This is a genomic window from Streptomyces sp. NPDC050388 (assembly GCF_040655635.1).
In the GTDB taxonomy this organism is placed as follows: Bacteria; Actinomycetota; Actinomycetes; order Streptomycetales; family Streptomycetaceae; genus Streptomyces.
Map to the genome: position 1 here is coordinate 1 of NZ_JBFAKH010000111.1, position 19,294 is coordinate 19,294.

16 protein-coding genes and 5 pseudogenes are annotated in these 19,294 nt (G+C 71.1%); 10 read left to right on the forward strand and 11 right to left on the reverse strand.

Features of this window, described 5'->3' with window-relative positions; translation table 11 throughout:
• The first annotated feature begins 57 nt into the window (after positions 1-57).
• Positions 58-441: a hypothetical protein gene (locus AB0I73_RS36100; RefSeq protein WP_363044656.1), complete on the forward strand. Its 384-nt coding sequence runs from the start codon at positions 58-60 to the stop codon at positions 439-441.
• Between the two features lie 240 nt (positions 442-681).
• Here the strand turns inward: AB0I73_RS36100 and AB0I73_RS36105 are convergent, their stop codons facing one another.
• Complete coding sequence (locus AB0I73_RS36105; RefSeq protein WP_363044657.1) at positions 682-1,527, reverse strand: hypothetical protein; 846 nt, start codon at positions 1,525-1,527, stop codon at positions 682-684.
• A gap of 277 nt (positions 1,528-1,804) precedes the next feature.
• Here AB0I73_RS36105 and AB0I73_RS36110 point away from each other — a divergent pair.
• A pseudogene (locus AB0I73_RS36110) lies at positions 1,805-2,406 on the forward strand (IS6 family transposase); the annotation flags it as partial.
• Positions 2,407-2,484: 78 nt separating this feature from the next.
• On the opposite strand, the gene AB0I73_RS36115 reads toward AB0I73_RS36110, so the two are convergent.
• The 3 genes from AB0I73_RS36115 to AB0I73_RS36125 form a co-directional block, all read right to left on the reverse strand.
• The gene (locus tag AB0I73_RS36115) at positions 2,485-3,042 is read right to left on the reverse strand and encodes a MarR family transcriptional regulator (RefSeq protein WP_363044658.1); all 558 of its coding nucleotides are present in this window, start codon (positions 3,040-3,042) and stop codon (positions 2,485-2,487) included.
• A 163-nt stretch (positions 3,043-3,205) separates the two neighbouring features.
• Entirely contained in the window at positions 3,206-4,576 is a 1,371-nt protein-coding gene (locus AB0I73_RS36120; RefSeq protein WP_363044659.1) for an MFS transporter, read from the reverse strand.
• 76 nt (positions 4,577-4,652) lie between these two features.
• Positions 4,653-5,027 (reverse strand): IS3 family transposase, encoded by a 375-nt coding sequence (locus AB0I73_RS36125; protein ID WP_363044660.1) that lies wholly within the window; start codon positions 5,025-5,027, stop codon positions 4,653-4,655.
• Positions 5,028-5,036: 9 nt separating this feature from the next.
• On the opposite strand from AB0I73_RS36125, the gene AB0I73_RS36130 reads away from it, so the two are divergent.
• Positions 5,037-5,510 (forward strand): cytochrome P450, encoded by a 474-nt coding sequence (locus AB0I73_RS36130; RefSeq protein ID WP_363044661.1) that lies wholly within the window; start codon positions 5,037-5,039, stop codon positions 5,508-5,510.
• A gap of 484 nt (positions 5,511-5,994) precedes the next feature.
• On the opposite strand, the pseudogene AB0I73_RS36135 reads toward AB0I73_RS36130, so the two are convergent.
• Positions 5,995-6,885, reverse strand: a pseudogene (locus tag AB0I73_RS36135) (LysR substrate-binding domain-containing protein); the annotation flags it as partial.
• 71 nt (positions 6,886-6,956) lie between these two features.
• Here AB0I73_RS36135 and AB0I73_RS36140 point away from each other — a divergent pair.
• Together AB0I73_RS36140 and AB0I73_RS36145 are read left to right on the forward strand one after the other, a co-directional pair.
• Entirely contained in the window at positions 6,957-7,973 is a 1,017-nt protein-coding gene (locus AB0I73_RS36140; protein WP_363044662.1) for a putative sulfate exporter family transporter, read from the forward strand.
• A 152-nt stretch (positions 7,974-8,125) separates the two neighbouring features.
• Positions 8,126-8,377 (forward strand): hypothetical protein, encoded by a 252-nt coding sequence (locus AB0I73_RS36145; RefSeq protein WP_363044663.1) that lies wholly within the window; start codon positions 8,126-8,128, stop codon positions 8,375-8,377.
• Between the two features lie 519 nt (positions 8,378-8,896).
• On the opposite strand, the gene AB0I73_RS36150 is transcribed toward AB0I73_RS36145, so the two are convergent.
• Positions 8,897-9,115 carry an EF-hand domain-containing protein gene (locus AB0I73_RS36150; RefSeq protein WP_363044664.1) on the reverse strand — a complete coding sequence of 73 codons (219 nt, stop codon included), beginning with the start codon at positions 9,113-9,115 and terminating at the stop codon, positions 8,897-8,899.
• A gap of 726 nt (positions 9,116-9,841) precedes the next feature.
• On the opposite strand from AB0I73_RS36150, the gene AB0I73_RS36155 reads away from it, so the two are divergent.
• The 3 genes and pseudogenes from AB0I73_RS36155 to AB0I73_RS36165 form a co-directional block, all read left to right on the forward strand.
• Positions 9,842-11,668: a glycoside hydrolase family 3 protein gene (locus tag AB0I73_RS36155; protein WP_363044665.1), complete on the forward strand. Its 1,827-nt coding sequence runs from the start codon at positions 9,842-9,844 to the stop codon at positions 11,666-11,668.
• 72 nt (positions 11,669-11,740) lie between these two features.
• Positions 11,741-11,998, forward strand: coding sequence for a hypothetical protein (locus AB0I73_RS36160; RefSeq protein WP_363044666.1), 258 nt, complete (start codon positions 11,741-11,743; stop codon positions 11,996-11,998).
• A 267-nt stretch (positions 11,999-12,265) separates the two neighbouring features.
• A pseudogene (locus AB0I73_RS36165) lies at positions 12,266-12,370 on the forward strand (DNA-binding response regulator); the annotation flags it as partial.
• Between the two features lie 103 nt (positions 12,371-12,473).
• Here the strand turns inward: AB0I73_RS36165 and AB0I73_RS36170 are convergent.
• Both AB0I73_RS36170 and AB0I73_RS36175 read right to left on the reverse strand, forming a co-directional pair.
• Positions 12,474-13,676: a S8 family peptidase gene (locus AB0I73_RS36170; RefSeq protein ID WP_363044667.1), complete on the reverse strand. Its 1,203-nt coding sequence runs from the start codon at positions 13,674-13,676 to the stop codon at positions 12,474-12,476.
• 15 nt (positions 13,677-13,691) lie between these two features.
• The gene (locus tag AB0I73_RS36175) at positions 13,692-14,831 is read right to left on the reverse strand and encodes a transposase family protein (protein WP_363044668.1); all 1,140 of its coding nucleotides are present in this window, start codon (positions 14,829-14,831) and stop codon (positions 13,692-13,694) included.
• Positions 14,832-15,108: 277 nt separating this feature from the next.
• On the opposite strand from AB0I73_RS36175, the gene AB0I73_RS36180 reads away from it, so the two are divergent.
• A complete protein-coding gene (locus AB0I73_RS36180; protein ID WP_363044669.1) occupies positions 15,109-15,324 on the forward strand; it encodes a hypothetical protein in 216 nt (71 codons plus the stop codon).
• A gap of 222 nt (positions 15,325-15,546) precedes the next feature.
• Here AB0I73_RS36180 and AB0I73_RS36185 read toward each other — a convergent pair whose 3' ends face one another.
• Both AB0I73_RS36185 and AB0I73_RS36190 read right to left on the reverse strand, forming a co-directional pair.
• Complete coding sequence (locus AB0I73_RS36185) at positions 15,547-17,697, reverse strand: hypothetical protein (RefSeq protein ID WP_363044670.1); 2,151 nt, start codon at positions 17,695-17,697, stop codon at positions 15,547-15,549.
• A gap of 328 nt (positions 17,698-18,025) precedes the next feature.
• Positions 18,026-18,190, reverse strand: a pseudogene (locus tag AB0I73_RS36190) (pirin family protein); the annotation flags it as partial.
• A 220-nt stretch (positions 18,191-18,410) separates the two neighbouring features.
• Between AB0I73_RS36190 and AB0I73_RS36195 the strand changes: the two are divergent.
• Entirely contained in the window at positions 18,411-18,746 is a 336-nt protein-coding gene (locus AB0I73_RS36195; RefSeq protein ID WP_363044671.1) for a hypothetical protein, read from the forward strand.
• A 453-nt stretch (positions 18,747-19,199) separates the two neighbouring features.
• Here AB0I73_RS36195 and AB0I73_RS36200 read toward each other — a convergent pair.
• Positions 19,200-19,294: pseudogene (locus tag AB0I73_RS36200) on the reverse strand (NADPH-dependent F420 reductase); the annotation flags it as partial.

The window sequence follows — 19,294 nt, forward strand, 5'->3', positions numbered from 1 at the left end:
GCGTCCGCCAGAGGGCGGACGGTATCCGTCCGCAGGCACGCGGGGAGGCGCAGTGTCATGTCGTGTGCCGAACTGCTCGTGCTGCGGCACGAGAACGCGGTGCTGCGCCGGACCAACGAGATCCTCGAAGCGGCCTCGGCTTCCAGGCCCTGGAACGGCCTGGCCGACGTCGAACTCGGCACCGCGGTGGGGGCGCCCCGGCCGAAGGCTGCGGGAGGGTCGACCGGTTCAACGACCAGCGCCTCCGCACCGCCATCGGAGACGTCCCGCCCCACGAGCACGAGACCAACCACTACGCTCAACACCAGCCCCAACCGGCGGCTGGAGGCAACGCGTGGAGCCTCCACCGATCCCGGAGCGGTTCAGTCAGGACACACCGAACGCCAGATGTACGGCCGGGCCGGCTTCCGCCTCCTCCCTCACCGGATCCTGCTCAACTGATCCATCCAGCTGACGATCAACGGCTACGAAAATCCTGTCAGAGCCTGATCTGATTCATGACACTCCCGGTCGGTTGAGATCGAGGAGGGGCTGGACCGACAGGGCGTCGTTGTCCGGATTCACGACGGGGTGCCCGGTGGGTGGGTGAAAGCGGGTGTCCGGGATGGGATGCTGCAGGGGGGACCCCGGCCCGATTCCAGCGGGCCGGGGTCTGTGTGCTGCGCCAAGGCGGCGATCCGGTCAGCGTCCGCCGTCCCCGCCGTGCTTGCCGAAGTGGTGGACGACCCGGAAGCTGCCCACCACTCCGTTCTTGACGAAGACGCCGCCCCTGACGTGGCGGGGGTGCACGCCGTCGCTGGAGCTGTGCGGTCCGACGGTGGCGATGGGGGCGCCGTTGTCGCAGGTGGCCCCGCGGAAGACCTCGACGGTCCTCCAGCTGTCGTTGCGGATGTTCAGGCTGCGGGAGCCCAGGCCGCTCACGACGGTGATGCAGTCGCCCGGAACGGCCGAGTAGGAACGCTCGTTGATGTGGATCCGGCCCTCGAAGCGCCTTCCTTCGTGGTCCTTGCCTTCGAAGTCCCGGCCTTCGTAGTCCTTGCCTTCGAAGTCCCGGCCTTCGTTGCCCTTGCCTCCGTTGTCCTTGCCTTCGAAGTCCCGGCCTTCGTTGCCCTTGCCCCCGTTGTCCTTGCCCCCGTTGTCCTTGCCCTCGAAGTCCCGGCCTTCGTTGTCCTTGCCCTCGCTGTCCTTGCCCCCGTTGTCCTTGCCCTCGTTGTCCTTGCCCCCGTTGTCCTTGCCCCCGTTGTCCTTGCCCTCGCTCTCCTTGCCCCCGTTGTCCTTGCCCTCGCTGTCCTTGCCCCCGCTGTCCTTGCCCCCGTTGTCCTTGCCCTCGCTGTCCTTGCCCTCGCTCTCCTCAGCTCCGTTGTCCTTGCCGGAGTCGCCGCCCGCGGGGGCCGAGGCGGGGGCGGCTGCCTGCTGGACCGCGGGGGCGGCCTGGGCCGGCTCGTAGGCGGACGCCGAGGCGTAGGTGATACCGGTGGCGGCCAGGGCCGCGACGGCCGCGGTAGCGACGGTGGAACGGGTAATCATCACGCGTTTCTCCTGTCTCGGGAAATCGACTGGCCAGCCGACTCATGATGAACGTACTGACCGATTCCGATATCTGCCATATCGAGAGATAAGGGGAATTCAGCAGATTGACTCCAATCGGGTTACAAGGGGGCACCTGCGTGCCGTTCTGTGGCGTGCTGATGGGTGACCAGATGGGTTTTCCTGTAGTGGACTTGATGCCCCGATACGCCGTCCGGGGGACTTTTCCGGCGCCCGCTCACCCGCAGCCGCAGCCTGTCGTCCGTTGACCCATCAGGTGAAACCGGTATCCCCCGTCAGCACGCCGCCGTCGTACCAGGGGCACCGGTACCCGGCCGAGGTCATTGCCCACTGCGTGTGGCTGTGCTTCCGCTTCCCGCTGTCGTTCCGCGGGGTCGAGGAACTGATGCTCGAGCGCGGGGGGATCGTCTCCCACGAGACCGTCCGCCGCTGGTGCGCCAGGTCCGGACAGGCCTACTCCAACGCGCTGCGCCGCCGACGTCTCCGCCCCGGCGACAAGTGGCACCTCGACGAGGTCTTCATCACGATCAACGGCGGCAGAAGTGTCTCTGGCGCACGGCCGACCAGGACGGCAACGTGCTGGACACCCTCGTCCAGAACCGGCGCAACAGGGCCGCGGCCCGGCGCTTCTCCCGTCGGCTCCTCAAGGAAATCGGGGCCGTGCCGAGGGGGATCGTCACGGACAGACTCCGTTCCTACGGGGCTGCTTACCGCGAGGTCATGCCCTCGGTCGAGCACCGCTCCCACAAAGGCTTGAACAACCGGGCCGAAAACTCCCACCAGCCCACGCGGCAGCGCGAACGCGCCGTGAAAGGCTTCCGCTCCGTCGACGCCGCACAAAGATTCCTGTCCGCGTTCGGCGGCATCCCACCCCACTTCCGGCCCCGCCGACACCGGACACCCGCCACCTCCACGCCCTGACGCGCTCTCAATCGCTCAACACCCCGCCAACGTGACAACGCCTGCCGCGGGGTCCGCCGTCGATCCCAAGCTGCGCTCCAGCTTCTGCAGCAGTGCGGCCAGTTGTACCCGCTCCTTCGGCTTCAGCCCCGCCAGCATGGACCGCTCGTTCTCCAGGTGCTCCGCGAACAGGCTGTCGATCAGCTTGAGCCCCGCCGGGGTGAGCCGGCAGTGCACCACTCGGCGGTCCTTCACGTCCCGTTCCCGGACGATCAGCCCGTCGCCCTCCAGCCGGTCCAGTCGCAGCGTCACGCCGGCGGACGAGATCAGGCTTGTCGCCGCCAGCTCACCCGCCGTCAGACGGTACGGTTCCCCGGACCGCCGCAGCGCAGCCAGCACATCGAACCCGGCCAGCGACAGCCCCGCCGCGGCCACCGGTTTACTCGTCCGCGACTGGTACAGCAGGAAGGACCGGTGCAGGCGTCCCAGCACTTCGATGGGGGACGGGTCGAGATCCGGCCGCTGCCGGTGCCACTCCTCGATGATGCGCGACACCGCGTCGGCGTCCGTGCTGCTCTGAGCCCTGTCGGCCACAGCGGTCTCCTCCTGGTCATTCCTTATTGGGTGAAAAATTATTCCTTCAATGGTTTCGGGCAGGCGCCCGGATGTGAGAAGGGCGGGACGACCTCGGAAATCGGGACCTCCGGCTCTCCTGCCGTAGGGGAGAGCCGGGCCTGCGGGGTGCGCGCGGCAGCCGTCAGGCGTTGAGCTCCTCGAGCGTCCTGCCCTTGGTCTCCTCTGCGAAGCAGGCGACGATCGCGCCCACCGCGGCGACGACCGCCAGTTGGATGAAGATGACGTTGAGGCTCGCTCCGGAGGCGATGATCGCGCCGACCGCGATCGGGCCGAAGATCACACCGAGGCGGTTCCACACACCGCCGAACGCGGCGCCCTTGGCGCGGTTGCGCGTCGGGTACAGCTCCGGCGAGTAGAGGTAGAGCGAGGCGTTGATGACGAAGATGAAGAAGGTGGTGCAGGAGGCGAAGAGCGCGACCTGACCGCCGGAGGTGGCACCGGCGACAGCGAGCGCGGCCAGTGCGGCCGTGGTACCGATCAGCGCGGTGAGCAGCAGCGGCTTGCGGCCCATGCGGTCGACCACCAGCGCGGCGATCAGCGTGCCCAGCAGACCGGTGGCGTTGCTGATCAGGGAGTAGATCAGCGCGGTGGCGAGGTCCAGCCCGAACTGCTTGGTGTAGAGCGACGGCAGCCAGGTGATGATGCCGTGGTTCACGTAGTAGGCCACGAACCACATGGTCGACAGGATGACGGTGCGACGCAGGTAGCGGCCCTGGAAGATCTCGCGCAGGCGGCCGCGGGACTCCTCGGCGGGGATGTCCAGGGAGGGCTTGGGCAGCGCCTCCTTGGCCGAGGCCCGGACCTCGGCCTCGATCTTGGTGATGACCTCCTCCGCTTCCTCCAGGCGCCCCTGGGAGGCCAGCCAGCGCGGCGACTCGGGCACCTTGCGGACCAAAAACAGCGCCAGCAGCACCGGCAGGCCGCCGATCAGGAACATCGCCTGCCAGCCTAGGTTGGGGACGACCCAGACGGCGGCCAGGGAGGCCGCCGAGAGACCGGCGGGGAAGATCAACTCGTAGAGCAGCACCAGCTTGCCGCGGTTGTCGGAGCGGGCGATCTCGTTGATGTAGGTGGCGGCGATGGGCACCACGCCGCCGATGCCGATGCCCTGGACGAAGCGGAAGCCTGCGAACATCTCGATGTTGGCGGAGCAGGCCACCGCAATGCTGGCGAGGCCGGTGATCAGCACGCCGAGGGCGACGGTGCGCACCCGGCCGATCTTGTCGCCGAGCCAGCCGGCGCCGAACGCTCCGACCAGCATGCCGACCGAGGCGGCGGAGACGGCGAAGGTCGCCTGACCGGTGGAGAGGTTCCACTGCTCGGTCAGGACGGGCAGTGCGGAGGCGGCGAGCAGGAGGTCGAACCCCTCGAAGAAGGTGACGGCGCCGATCAGGAAGCGGACCTTGACGTGCCACCGCGAGTGCGGCAACCGTTCGAGTCTCGCAGCAATGGAGCCCAGGCCCAGGCTTTTTTCCGTGGCCACGGTCGACATGGGAATCCTTCCGCGCAGTGCGGGAGTCAGCAGAGTTGCCGCGACCCTAGGTGGCGTTACCTAAGCGGTCAATAATTTAACACTCAAACATACGGCGGGGGGGGGGGAGCCGTCCTTCGGCCATCGGATGGCCGACGATCCCGTGGGTGGCCAGGTCCAGCCGGGTCGCCCGACACAGCAGGCCCTCGGCGGTGGGGAGATGGGTGATGTCCCCGACCGGTTTCCGGCCCGGGCCCTCGGCCGTGCCGTCGCGGCCGATCAGGTCCACGGCGGGCACCGCCCTCCTCGCCGGACGGGTCAGCGACCGGCGCTTGCGCCGGGTTCCCCGGCGATGCCGCGCCCCCCGCATGATCCGCTCCACTCGCTTGCGGTTGCCCCGCCGCTCCAGCCTGCGCAATTCTGCATGGATACGCGCCACCCCGTAGGTGCACCGGGAGGCGCTGTGCACCACGGTGACCTCGTGGGCCGGGGCGTTGCCCGCGGCCCGACGGGCGGCGCGGGCCGGCTCGCCGGTCGACCGGGCGCAGCAGGAGCACCGGGCCTGGCCGTGCCGCTGGTCGAAGAACTGCTGCGCTACGAGCCGCCCGTGCACATCATTCCCTGGCGGGCGGCGTACAGCGACATCACCGTCGCCGACACCGTCATCCCCAAGGGCTCGCAGATCATGCTCATGCTGGCTTCGGGCAGCCGCGATCCGAACCGCTTCCACGATCCCGACAGTTTCGACCCCGACCGGCGTGACAACCAGCACCTCGGCTTCGGCAGCGGCATCCACCTGTGCTTCGGCGGCCCCCTGGCCCGGCTGGAATCCCAGATCGCGCCGGGCGAGCTGGTACAGCGCCTCGATCGGCCCAGCCTGGTTGCCGACCCGCCGCCGTACCGGCGAAGCCCCGTCCTGCGAGGACCCATTCATCTCCCCATTGAGCAGAGCTGATGGCGGAGCGCAGTAGTCACACGCTTCCGGCCCGGCTGCGGGCTGCGGGCTGCGGGCTGCGGGCTGCGGGCTGCGGGCTGCGGGCTGCGCAGCAGATCGCTGGTCGCCGGCGACCATCGACTCCAGTCACACTCCGCAGCGCACGACAGGCCCTGCCTCGTCACGAACGGTGATCGCGACGAGGTCCTGGTGACGTGTCTCGTGAGGACGTCGCCACGATCCTCGCGGTGGTCAACCCGGCACTGTTGTCCGATCATCCGCGGCCATGGCCGTGGCCACCCCCGCAGGCTTGTCAGCCGGACGGCGGTGTCGACGGCGCGGTACAACAGCGGGGCGGGTGCCCGGCCTGTGGGGTGCCAAGGGAGTCTGCGTGGATGGCCGGCTGGGCGCCGGACTCGCCGCACACGTCGAGACAGGCGGAGATCACCGCAGGGGCCGCGCCCCAGTCCTCGTGGACCTTGAAGCGCAGCGTGCCTCACCGGCCCCTGGTCGCGGTGGCGAGCAAGGAGGCGGCAGGGCCGACGAGCTTGCGCCCCGCCGGCCACACCGCGCGCAGCATCCGGCGCAGGTCCAGCCCGGCCACCGCCACCTCGATCAGTCTGCCCTCGGCAAGGTCCGCGGCCACGGCGAGCTCGCTCATCACGGCGGGACCGGTACCGGCGATCACCGCGCCCCGGACCGCGGCTGCCGACCCGAGTTCGACCAACGGCATGACCTCGCCCGCCCCGGCGCGGCGAAGCGCGCGTTCCAGGGTCTCCCTGGTGCCCGACCCCCGTTCCCTGACCACCAATGGCACGGTCACCAGCTCCGCCGTGCTCAGTGAACGCCGTATGCGCGCCCACGGATGAGCCGGGGCGACCACGACCAGCAGCCGGTCCGCCGCAACCCTGCGGGTGGACAACCCGGCAGGCGCGGTCGGCGACTCCACGAACCCGACATCGATCGCTCCGTCACGCACCAGCGCTCCCACCCGTTCCGAGTTGGTCACCTGCAGGCCGACGTAGAGCTCCGGCTCGGACCGGCGCAGTTCGCCGATCCACATCGGCACCAGGTGCTCGGCGATGGTCATGCTCGCGCCCACCCGCAGCTTGGCGTCGCGCTCGCTGCGCAGGGCCTCGGCCCCGGTCAGCAAGCCGTCCAGTTCCTCGAGCACCCGCTGTGCCCACCCCCACACGACCCGGCCCGCCGGGGTGAGTGCGGAACCACGCCGGGTCCGGTCGACAAGGGTGAGGCCGAGCCGCCGTTCCAACGTGGACAGACGCTTGCTCGCCGAGGGCTGGGCTATCCCCATCTCGGCCGCCGCCTTGCCCAGACTGCCCCGCTCACCGATCAGCACGAGCAGCCGCAAGGACTCCAGATCGGGTACCGCACTCATAGCCACAGGGTATGACGTCATGCCGAGTGCGCGGCTACCGCCGATCCGGAGCATCGCCGACGGTGGGGATCATGATGAACCCCGGCGGAACGACCGCAACCTCCCCGGCATCTGCCGCACACCGACTGCTACCCGGGCTGACCTGCGTTGTCGCGGGTACCGGCGCGGCGTACGCGGTCGCCTTGCTCCTGCCCGGGCTCAGTGCGCTGACCGCGGCTGTCGTACTCGGCGCCTGCGTCGGAAACCTCCCGGTGCTGCCCGCCGCGATGCGTCCCGGCCTGCAGTGGGCCACCCGCAGGCTGCTGCGCGCAGGCGTGGTGCTGCTCGGCCTGCAACTGGCCGTCGAGCACGTGCTCGACCTGGGCACAGGCCCCGTGCTCGCGGTCGCGCTCACCGTGGCGATCAGCTTCCTCGGCACACTCGGCCTCGGCAGGCTGCTCGGTGTGTCGCGCGGCCTTGCGGTGTTGGTGGCCACCGGGTTCTCCATATGCGGGGCCTCGGCGATCGCGGCGATGGAGAGCGTGGTGCGCCGTGAGGACGAAGACGTCGCCACGGCGATCGCACTCGTGACCGTGTACGGCGGACTGGCGATCGTGGCCGTGCCGCTGTGCGGGCCGCTCCTCGGCCTGACCGGCGTGGAACAGGGTGCGTGGGCGGGGCTGTCCGTCCACGAGGTCGCCCAGGTCGTCGCGGCCGCATCGCCGGCAGGAGCCGCGGCGGTGGCCACCGCCGCGGTGGTGAAGCTCAGCCGGGTGGTGGTGCTCGCGCCCATGGTGGCCGGGGTGAGCCTGGCGGAACGGCGCAACGCGCCGCCCCGGCGGGACCGGCGCCCGCCCCTGGTCCCGCTGTTCGTGCTCGGTTTCCTGGCCATGGTCGCGGTGCGTACGCTGGGCGTGCTGCCCGAACCGGTGCTCGACGCATCGCGAACCGTCACCACACTGCTGCTGGCGGGCGCACTGTTCGGACTGGGGTGCTCGGTTCGGATCGGCGCCCTGCTGCGCACCGGACCCCGGGCGTTGCTGCTCGGCCTGCTGTCCACCCTGCTCGTGGGACTCACCGCATTCGCGATGCTGCGACTGCTCGGTTAGAAACTCATGCCGGTCGGCTATGACAGCAGAGCCGGAAGACCCGTGAGCCACCTCCGCTCCGGCCTCGGCGGGCAGCCGGGAAGGCCGGTACTGAGCAGATGTGACATTCACGTCCCCCATGCACACATGGGCCCGGCTGGGCCGGACCGGCCGTGACAGCCGGCCGCAAAGCCATCGGCGCCCTGCTCACCGTCGACCCGGGAGCACCGGCACAGCCGCCTCACCCCCGCCCGGAACCCAGCGCAGCGACCCTGGTGGCGGGCGAACACGCCCTGGTGGTCAGCGCGCTCGCCGACGACTACGTCACGCTGCGGCAGCGCCTGGACGCATCACTCACGGCGCTGGACACCTTTTTCACAGGAGAGTCGGAGGCGCTCGCAGGACCCTCGCCGGTGGGGGTCTGAGCGGACCACGCTCCGTCCGTGCACCGTTTGACGCCGCTGTCCTCTCGCGATGTATCGACTTGCCCGTGGTGGACCGGGCCGGTTTGCTGCCGGCGCAGCACCGCGCTCCGGTGGCGCAGGACGAGAAGTCGGTGTCTTTCGCCGCATCCCCGCGGAGCAGCAACGACGGCGGGGAGGGCAACCTCCGGGTCACCCTGCACAACAGGGACACGTTCATCCGGACATGCTCCCGGCCGACGAACCGTCACCGCTGCCATCCGCGACGACTTTTCGAGCGGCACAACGGCGAAGAAGGACTTCCCCGCCTCGCCACCGGCCGCTGCTCGTGACGGTCATTCCCGGACCAGAGCTCAACGGCTCGGGAGCCCTGCACGCGTACGCGTGCCCTGGGCCCGGGGATTCACGGCGCACGGCTCGTGATCATGAACCGGTGAGCCGGACGAGGATCGGTCGAGGCACCCGCCGGTACTCGGGGCGGCACGGCCGGGCCCGGCACGCTCGTGTGCCGGGCCCGTGGTGTCAACGGTTCATGGCCGCCCAGAACTCCTCGAAGGACATCTGGCCGTCGCCGTTGGTGTCGAGCAGATCGATCAGTTCCCGGGCCTCAGGCCCGGTGATTTCGGAGCCCTCCAGCTCCGCCACGACCTTCCGGTACTCGTCTGCGGTGACCAGGCCGTCCCCGTCCACGTCGTAGCGCTCGAAGACCTTCCGCGCCGCCGTCTCCACGATGTCCGCCATGTGCTCCGTCTTTCTGCGATCTTCGCTGACGGGCCCACACTATCCGTCCGTCCGGGAGCACCGCGGGCGCCGCCCCACGGGCGACTCCGGGGCGGTGACGCGCGGTGGGTCGGGCCCGGACGCGGTCCCCGGCGGCGCGTGCCGCGAGCCGGTCTTGTTCTTCGCGTGCGCGGCGGGCTTTCTCCTGGGCGGGTGTGGTGCCCTGCTTGCGCAGCTTCAGCACCTGGTCGGACGGGCGGCATGCGCGATCAGCGCGGCGTTCGTGGCGTCTCTTTTCGTCCAGGCCGAGGAAGACGCCCGCGTCGTCCCTGTCGGACACCCCGTTCTCCCGAACAGTGCCCGTGTTCCGGTGTGCGGGACGTGCCGGAAGGCAGGCCTCTCGGGCCCTGGGCGCCAGGGCTCCGTTTCCCGCCGTCAAGGATGGCCGGGGACGGGGTGATGTCGGCTGGCAACGAGTTCTGCGTCCTCGGCCGGGGCTGACACCGAACTCCGTCCGCTCCCTCATGGCGGTGCGGCAGTGCGCGGCGTCGGACCCGCCCTCACCGGCCGCCAACTCACGACAGCCTGATCCGCGCATACGGCGGGAGAGCCCTCATTTCGTCTAGACCTATTGTGTCTGGACCTCTTGCCCCGCCCGCGATCTGCGGGCTACGTTTCCCGCTGTTCGGATTCCTTCACGTTTCCTTCAACTCCCTTGATGGGCAAGGCTGGAAGGAGCATGTCCGCATGCAGGACCGGAGTCTGTCCAGACGAACCGTTCTCGCCTCCGCGACCGTGGTCGCTGCGAGCGCAACGGGCGTCGTGGGCGTGACGGCCACCCCCGCGGTCGCGCACAAGCGCGACAACCGCCTCAAGAAGATCATCTCCCGGATGAGCATCGAGGCGAAGATCGGCCAGCTGTTCGTACCGTACTTCTACGGTACGTCGGCGACTTCTCCCAGCCAGTTCGACCAGGACCGCAACCTCAGGGAACTCGGCGTCCGCACCGTGGCCGAGCTCATCGCCAAGTACCACATCGGGGGTGTCATCTACTTCTCCGGCTGGGCGAACAACATACAAGACCCCCGCCAGATCGCGGACTTGACGAACGGTGTGCAGCGAGCCTCGCTCGCCCTGCCCACCCCCGTCCCGTCCTTGATCTCCATCGACCAGGAGCACGGGGCCAACGTCCGCATCGGCAGCGGCGCCACCCAGCTGCCGGGCGCGATGGCGCTCGGCGCGGGCCGATCGCTCTCCGACGCGCGCACCGCCGGACGGATATCGGGCACCGAACTCGCAGCCCTGGGCATCCATCAGAATTTCGCCCCGGTCGCCGACGTCAACGTCAACCCGGCCAACCCCATCATCAACGTCCGCTCCTTCGGCGCCGACGCCCGCGAGGTCGGTCGCATGGTGGCGGCCCAGGTGACGGGTTATCAGCAGGTCGGCGTCGTGGCCTGCGCCAAGCACTTCCCGGGCCACGGGGACACCGGGGAGGACAGCCACACCGGGCTGCCCGTGATCGCCCACACCCGCGAGGAGTGGGACCGCATCGACGCCCCGCCCTTCAAGGCCGCGATCGCCGCCGGCGTCGACTCGATCATGACCGCGCACCTCCAGGTCCCCGCGCTCGACCCCAGCAACGAACCGGCCACCCTGTCGCCCACGATCCTCCAGGGCGTGCTGCGCGACGAACTCGGCTTCGACGGCGTGATCGTCACCGACGCCCTCAACATGCGCGGCGTGCGCACCAAGTACGGCGACGACCGCGTGCCCGTCCTCGCCCTCAAGGCCGGCGCCGACCAACTGCTGTTCCCGCCGGACATCGACGTCGCCTACAACGGCGTCCTGGCCGCCGTCCGCAGCGGGGAGATCACCGAGGACCGACTCGACGAGTCGGTGCTGCGCATCCTGCGGGTCAAGGACAAGGTCGGCCTGTTCAGAGGCAGCCCCTACACCTCCCCGAAGGAGGTCGACCGGGTCGTCGGCGCCCGCCAGCACCGGCTCGCCGCCGCCCGGATCGCCGAGCGCACCACCACCCTGCTGGTCAACGAGGACAAGGCGCTCCCGCTGCGCCGCAGGCAGAAGAAGCTGCTCGTGGTCGGCGCCGACCCGGCCTTCCCCACCGACGAGACCCGCACCACGGTGCCCGAGCTGGCCAGGGCGTTCGACGAACTGGGCTACAGCACCACCCACCTCGCCACCGGCCGGGCACCCGACGCGGCGAAGATCGACGAGGCCGTGGCCGCCGCACAGGGACGGGACGCGGTGGTGGTCACCACCGACAACGTCAGCGCCACCAGCGCCCAGCGCACCCTGGTGTCCCGGCTGCTCGCGACGGGCGTCCCCGTCGTCCACCTCGCGGTGCGCAACCCCTACGACATCGCCCACCTCGGCGACGTCCCGGCCTCACTGGTCTCCTACTGCTGGACCGAGGTCGAACTGCGCGCCGCCGCCCGGGTGATCGCCGGCCGGGTCGAGCCGCGCGGCAAGCTGCCCGTGCCCGTCCAACGGGCCGACGACCCGACCAAGGTCCTCTTCCGCTCCGGGCACGGCCTGTCGTACGACGACTGAGGTCCGCGTCCCCACACAGCTTTCCGCCCCGGTGCCGACAACGCACCATCCCCGGCAGGCGGTTGACGCAGTGTGAACAGCAGCGACAGCCAGAGCGCGGCCCGGGCGGCGCCGGGGTGGGCCGCGCTGCCGGCGATCGCCGTGCCGATCCGGGCGTCCGGCCGGAACGGCAGGACGATCAGGCACGCCGCCGGCGCGAGCGCGGGCAAGCGGGGCGAGGACCGCCGCCGTCACCCGCCAGAAGCCGCGCAGGTCGCGGACGGGGCGGGTCCGCGGATCGGGGCGGGCCCGGAACCGTTCTCCGTGCTGCCACGTATTCACTCCCGGTGACCGCCGTCCTACCCTGGGCGCGTGGCAACTCGGGGTCTGTTCGCTGTCGCCGCCGCGGTCCTGACGAGCGTGCCGGCAGCCGCCGGAGTGATCCTGGCGGTGCTCGGCGGGGAGGGGGGCGCCAACACGGCGTTCGCGGTCGGCGTGGCGTTCGCGCTGCCCTCCGTCGTGCTGGGCGTGGTGGCGGCGGTGCGCCGTCCGGACAACGTGGTCGGGCTGCTGCTGGTGCTGGTCGGCGCCACGGCGGTGTGGCTCACCCACCGCACGGTCGAAACCCACGTCAGCTCGATCCTCACCAAGCTCGGCCTGGCCGGCTCCGCCGAGGACCACCGCCGCGTACTGGCCGTGCTCCTCTACCTCAACCGGGCCTGACGCCCGGCCGGCGAGCGGACTCCGTCCGCTCGCCGGCCGGGAAAGCGCCGTTTCCCGAAGGCACGGCGGCCTCCGGGAAACGGCGTTCACATCTGACGGGTTGTCACGGGACGAGACGCAGAAGCTTGTTCGGCGAACCGGAGCCCGGGCTGGTGACCACGCCCGAAGTGGCGCCGTTCACCAGAGCCGCGGAAACCTGTGCCGGGGTGGCCGTGGTGCGGCCCGCGAGGTAGACCGCGGCCGCGCCCGCGACGTGCGGTGTCGCCATCGACGTGCCCGAGATGGTGTTGGTCGCGGTGTCGCTGGTGTGCCAGCCCGCCGTGATCGAGGAGCCGGGGGCGAAGAGGTCGAGGACCGAGCCGTAGTTGGAGTAGCTGGCCCTGGCGTCCGTACTGGTGGTGGCGCCGACCGTGATCGCCTCGGTGACCCGGGCGGGGGAGGAGGAGGACGCGTTGGCGTTCTCGTTGCCCGCGGCGACCGCGTAGGTGACACCGCTGGCGATCGAGTTGCGCACGGCCGCGTCCAGCGAGGCGGAGGCGCCGCCGCCCAGCGACATGTTGGCGACCGAGGGGCCGGAGTGGTTCTTGGTGACCCAGTCGACGCCCGCTATGACGCCGGCCGTGGTGCCCGAGCCGCTGGCGTTGAGCACGCGGACTGCCACGATCCTGGCCTTCTTGGCGACGCCGTAGGTGGAGCCCGCGATGGTGGTGGCGACGTGGGTACCGTGGCCGTTGCCGTCCGACGGCGTGCCGCCGCTGACGGCGTCGTAGCCGTACGAGGCCCGCCCACTGAGCTGCGAATGCGTGATGCGCACCCCGGTGTCGATGACGTACGCGGTCACGCCGCTGCCCGCCGAGTCCGGGTAGGTGTACGTGCCGGAGAGCGGGCGTGCCGCCTGGTCGATGCGGTCCAGTCCCCAGGGGGCATTGGTCTGCGTGGCGTCGAGGTGGACCTTCTGGTTCTGTTCCACCGAGGCGATCGCCGGGTCGGCCGCGAGTCTCCTGGCCTCGGTCGCCGAGAGGTCCGCCGTGTAGCCGTTCAGCGCGCTGCCGAACGTCTTCTTCACCGTGCCGCCGTACTTGGTGATCAGGCCCTTGCCCTTGCTCGACGCGGACTTGAAGCCCGCTGTCTTCTTGAGCGTGATGATGTAGCTGTCCTTGACGGCCGTGGGGGAGTCGGCGGCGAGCACTCTTCCTTCGGCCGGGGCGGCCTGGGCGGGAAGCGCGGTGAGTCCGCCCAAAAGGGCGGCGGTCGCAACACCGGTGAGGACGGCGAAGCGGATCTTCCTGCTACGCGGTTGTGCCATGTGAGGGGGTCCTCCTCAGGCAAGCGCGCCTGGGTGTGGCGCGCGGTGTGGGGGTGCGCGCGGGGTCGCGCACACGGCCCTGAGCGCTGCGTTCCGCCCAGGGCCGAGTAAAGAGTGTGGTAACTGGTGGTTATAATCAAGGGAGTTGAAGACTTGACATGTGAATGTCACACTCATGAAGTGGGTGAGGTCTTTGCTCGCCGCCAGCGCCGCCGTCACCGGGACGGATGGTCGCGATGCGGACTTCTCCCTCGCAGCGCCCACCTGACGGATCGTGGACAGCGACGGCGCGACACGCACAGCGAGGGCCCCGGCGGTGCGGGCGCCGAGCCGGACCGGGATCTCCTGCGGGGCCGACCGTGCCCACTGGCCGATCGCGGTCCAGGGCCTGGCCCCCGAAGTCACTGCACACGCGGCGACCAGCAGCACCGCCACGAACGGGCGACGCGCCCCGCGCCGTCGGCGTGGACCGGACAGTACTGCCGGCCGCTCGGCCGGCGGCGGCAGTGCGCGGTGCTGACGCGAGGGCGACTTGATCAAGCAGACGGCGGCAGACCGACGACACACCGAAGCTCCGGTCACGGACGGCGACTTGGCAAGGTCATCCGTCTTCAACCGGAGCTTCGCTGCTTTCGTCGCGGCCTCCGCCCCGACCGCCGAGCCGAGATGGCCATCGGCTTCACCGTCTGGGACCAGATCACCGGCCCCGGCCGCCCACCACGGCCTGAACACAGGACCGGCCGCAAGCCCACCACGCCCCCGGCACACCGTCAGACACCGGCCCGCCCAACAACGTGACGGCGCCTGCAGTACGGCTACCGGTGGCTCAACGCGGTCGACGACCCCGACCTCGCCCTCCTCGACCGGCCGGGCCACGATGCCGTCGAGCAGCAGCTCCTCGGCGCCCGCGACCGCCACCCCGACAGCTCCCTCGCCCACGAGGACTCCGGTGCCCGCCCCCTCACCGACTGGTGGCAGCACCTGACCGGCGCCCCGGCTCGTCGACCGATCACCCGACCCTGACCGCACCACTGCGAGAGAGTCGTACGTACCGCCCTCTCCCGTGATGGCGACCGGGGGTCCACGCAGCCCAACAGAGCAAGATTGATCCCGACCGGATCTCCTCACTGCAACGGTGCGGCTCGCCCGGCTCATCACCGCCGGACAGACCGCAGCGAACCCGCAAGCCCCGGGAGCCGCCCGGCTCGAAGTCGTCCAGGAACCCCTCAACGACCTCCTGCCCCCACGCCGCGACCGCCGCTGCCGACGACTGAAGAAACCACCGAGGCACACGTTCGAAGGCGCTGTCACGTTGTCGAGGGTGTGAGCGCCTGGCGACGGCGCCGACCAGGATGCCTACAGCCGCGACTCACTCCTCGCGAACCCGCACATCGAGCCCGCCGACCACCGCCGCGGCTGCATGCGGGCCACGGTGACGTCGGACCTGTGGACGACCGACTTCCGGGTCGTCCCCTATGTCACCAGGCCCGGTGCGCCGGTCTCCACCCGGGCGACCTACGTCGTCGAGAACGGTCGCCCCGGCGTCCAGCTCGACAGCGAGGGGCCAGCCGTCCGACCGGCGTCGTGGGGGCAGTACCGGGCCGGACGCGCTGTGCCGGAAGATGCCGACGCACGGCCGGGTTCCTGAACAGGTGAGGGCCTGCTGGGTTCGGTGCGGATTGTTGCATCCGGACCGCCACTCGGCAGGCCCTCGTGTCCACCGTGACGACTCTCTGCCCCTGCCGCACCGGCGGCGCGTACATCTCCCCGCCGAACTCCCCGACCGTCATCCCTGGCAAAGCCCTGCCGGGCCCGGGTGTCGGTACGCGGCAAGGTGGCCCTGCGGGCTGTCGGCCGAGCCCGGGGCGTGTCAGCGGCGGCGCCCGGACGATGCCCGCTGCGCCGTCTTCTTCGCGTGGGCCGCCGCGGCCGCCACCGTGCGGTCCGGGTGGTGGGCGTGCAGGGCCTCCAGGATGCGCAGCGACGTGCCCGGATCCGCCTCGGCCAGGGCGTCGACCAGGGCTGCGGCGCCACCGGGCCAGGCCGCGGCCGCCGTGTCGAAGGCGGGGAGCAGGGTCGTCGGCGGGATGTCGGCCGCGGCCGGGGCGCCCGTCTCGTCCGCGTCGTACCGGCGCCTCACATGGCCGAGCATGTCGTCGATCCAGCGCTGGTCCAGCTCCTCGACGAGCACCGTGGCGCGGGCGGTGAGGGGGACCGTGTCCTCGGGGGCGGACTCTCCCCGGGCCAGCAGCAGCCCGCGGGCGGCGGCTCCGGTCACCGGGTCGGTGAGCGCGGCGCGCAGCACCGTGTCGGGGATCGCGGCGACATCGAGACGGGCGAAGTACTCGGACGTGCGGGCGGCATCAGGCTCGTCGGCCTTGGCCGCGGAGACGGCGCCGAGCAGTTCGCCCCACGTCTCGTCCGTGCCACCGTGGTGCGCGGCCCACGCGGCAAGCGTGGCGGCGGCGATCCGGGTGGGCCAGTGGCGGGTGGCGGCCACGGTCTCGGCCGCGTTCCACTCCGCCACGGTTTCCCGGTCGGGGGCGGCCACATGGCCGGCGGTGAGCACGTGGCGCATGACGGCGGCGCCGAGCGGGGTGAGCCCGTAGGTGTCGCCGGTACGGAAGACGCAGCCGGTGGCGGCCAGTTGGTCCACGAGCGACGCCAGTCCGTGTGCGGAGGCGTCGAGTTCGGCGCGGTCGGCGTCCGTGACGGCGGGCATCCCGAGGAGTTGGGACAGCTCCTCGGGCGACGGGAGCTCGTAGGCGTCGGGGGCGTTGTGCGACACGGGCGTCGGGGCGTCCTCCAGTTCGGGCGGCAGGCCGTCGGACTTCGCGTCGGCGATCTTGCGGGCGACCGAGTCGGGGGTGCTGCCGCGTTCGTACAGCGAGTAGAGGAGGTGCGCCGCGTCGAACGAGTACGCCTCCTGCGGGCCGGTGACCAGCGGCAGCCGTTCGGCCTGGGTGGCCAGGACGTCGGCGGCCAGCTCGAGCAGTTCCTGCGGGGTGCCGTCGGTCCACACGGCGGTGGCGGGGCCGGGCAGGCCGCAGCGTTCCGCGACGTCGCGCAGCTCGTCGTCGAAGGTCCCGGCCGCGAGCGCCGCGGGGAGCGGGGCGGCGTGCAGCAGGTCCCGGATCTCGTCGGGCGACGGGACCGCCGGCGGGGGCGGCAGCGGGACGGACGAGTCGCCGTAGTAGTCGAGGTGTTCGTCGAGCATGCGGTCGGCGAGCTCGACGTGCGGCATCGCCTCCGGGGCGGGGGCGAGTGCGGCGTGCCGGGTGGCGAACGCCTCCGCAAGCCCCGCCGCGGTCCACCGGTCGGTCAACGCATCGGCGATGCGCTCCAGTTCACCGGCGAGTGCGTCGTCGGGGCGTCGGTCGTCCAGCGGCGGTGTGGGCAGCAGCGGGCCCGCCGGTGATGCCTCGCGGGTGTCGCGGGCGAACGCGGCGAGCAGTGCCTCACCGAGACGGATCCGCACGGCGAACGTCCGTTCCGCGAGGTCGGAACGGTGCAGCGGCTCGGGCAGGGCCGGCCGGTCGGCGTGCGGTGTGTTCTCGTGGGCGTCGAGCCAGGCCTCCACGGCGGCGGGGTCGTCCGGGTCGACACCGTCGGCGGTCAGCAGCGACGCGTACCAGCGGTGCCAGGTCAGATTCGCCGGGTCCGCCATGGCGCGGCGGAAGCCGGGCACGGCGTCCTCGACGGCGGCGAGCAGGCGCGCGTGGCGCTTGGCGTTGAGCCGGCCCGCTGCCCGGACCCGGTCGGCGAGGGCGCTGAGGACGGCGGGCAGGGCGTCCAGCTCGTCGTCGCCGGCGCACAGCAGCTGCGGCAGGTCCTCGTGCAGCACCTGCCGCAGCAGGCCGGGGGTCGGCTCCGGCACGCCCGCCCTGCGGTCCGCCCCGCGCAGCGCGAGCATCGTCAGCACGGCGTCCGTGAGGCGCGCCGGCAGCGCGACGCCTCTCTCCCCCGTCGCCCAGCTGAGGAAGTCGTCGCGGCCGGTGTTCAAGGCGTTCGTACGAGTCACTCGTGGAGCGTATGAGTGCGGGCGGCCCCCGGTGATCCTTCCGGGCCCGGGGTTAGCCCGATCGGGCGAGTGATATGTCTGTGCGGCCCGCTCCCCGGCACACCGGGCGGAGCAGCGGCGAGACCGGTCGGAGCCCGGAACCGACAGGAGCGGGGCGAGGTGGGGACGGAGCGGGGTTCGCGTGGTGGCGATGAGTTCGCGTCGGACGGACAGTCAGCACCGCCCATGGACACCTCCGACACCACATCCCTGCCCGATCTCACTCCCGCCGCCCGGTGCCGCACCAGGCAGCGCCCGCCGGCCGCCGACGCTCAGACGTTTCCGAAGGTCAGCGCACCCTTCCCCGTGGTTTCAACGGGACCGGCGGGAGCTCGGGAGCCGGCAGCGGGGCGCCGTCGTAGCCCTTCACCTCGCCGAAGCGGGTGCCGGTCATCCAGTCCCGGCGAGCCTGTTCGATCTCCTCCTGGGTCCGGCCGATCCAGTCCCGGAACATGGCGAACCCTGCGTGCATCCGTTCAGGTCAGCGGCGTTCCGGACCGCCAGCGGTTGGCAAACTGTCAGCATCGGTCCCGGAGGAACCAGCAACCGTGGGTGCCGCAGTCCTGGTTCGTGGGATGGGCTCGCTCTTCAAGCAGTGTGAGCACCCGCGGTCGCGGTGCTCGAAGTGCCCTCACCCGTGCGAGATCCGGTATCGGTCGGCGGCCGGGAAGCAGGTGGAGGAGTCCGGGTTCGCGACCCGGGACAAGGCGATCGCGCGTTTGACGGAGGCCAACAAAGCGAAGAAGGCGACGCCACGGGGCCAGGCGAAGGCGGAGCGCATCGCGAAGTACGGGGCGATGCCGTTCGAGGAGTACGCCGCCCGGTGGAAGGCCGGGCAGCGGGGCCTGGGGCCGGCCTCGGTGGTGCACCTGGACTCGCTGCTGAGCATCCACCTGCTGCCGCTGCTGGGCAGCCGGCGGATGAGCACCTTCGACCACAAGGGCGTCGAAGCCTTCATCCTGGACGCGCACCGGCCGGGCTGTTCGACGACAATCCCGCCTCCGGTGTGAAGCCGCCGCAGTACGGCCGCCTTCGGTCGGCTGACCCGCTACAACACCCGCCGCAGGCACTCCGCCACGGGCACCTCTGCCCCAATGGTTACGAACACCAGCACCACGCGGTCAAGCTCACGCCGGCCGCATGACACACGAACGCGTGTCCACCTTCACGGGGGAAGGCCGCCGAACGCAGTGACGTCGTCGCGGCGGCCGCACACTCCGCAGAGCAGACCCGATGCGAAGTCACCGCAAAGGCCGCGGTGGCGGCCGGCGGTGCGCGTGCCGGACGGCCTCAGCCCGTCCCGGGCCGGCGCGGTACGGAACCGGGCAGCATCACGGCAGCGATGCGGTGGCCGGGGTCCGGCCACCGCCCCGGTGGCCTGGGCGCTCCCGCAGCCTGGACAGCCGGACCGCAGAGGCCTGGGCGCGTCTTCCGGGCGGCCCGGTGCGGGGCCGCCCGGGATGTCATACGTCCGTGACGCGGAGCCCGGCGTGTGCCTTGTAGCGGCGGTTGACGGAGATCAGGTTGGCGACCAGCGCCTCCACCTGGTGGGCGTTGC

Coding starts and splice junctions, on each gene's coding strand:
- AB0I73_RS36100 (WP_363044656.1), top strand. CDS start 58: ATGTCGTGTGCCGAACTGCTCGTGCTGCGGCACGAGAACGCGGTGCTG.
- AB0I73_RS36105 (WP_363044657.1), bottom strand. CDS start 1,527: ATGATTACCCGTTCCACCGTCGCTACCGCGGCCGTCGCGGCCCTGGCC.
- AB0I73_RS36120 (WP_363044659.1), bottom strand. CDS start 4,576: ATGTCGACCGTGGCCACGGAAAAAAGCCTGGGCCTGGGCTCCATTGCT.
- AB0I73_RS36140 (WP_363044662.1), top strand. CDS start 6,957: ATGATGAACCCCGGCGGAACGACCGCAACCTCCCCGGCATCTGCCGCA.
- AB0I73_RS36150 (WP_363044664.1), bottom strand. CDS start 9,115: ATGGCGGACATCGTGGAGACGGCGGCGCGGAAGGTCTTCGAGCGCTAC.
- AB0I73_RS36155 (WP_363044665.1), top strand. CDS start 9,842: ATGCAGGACCGGAGTCTGTCCAGACGAACCGTTCTCGCCTCCGCGACC.
- AB0I73_RS36170 (WP_363044667.1), bottom strand. CDS start 13,676: ATGGCACAACCGCGTAGCAGGAAGATCCGCTTCGCCGTCCTCACCGGT.
- AB0I73_RS36175 (WP_363044668.1), bottom strand. CDS start 14,831: ATGAGCCGGGCGAGCCGCACCGTTGCAGTGAGGAGATCCGGTCGGGAT.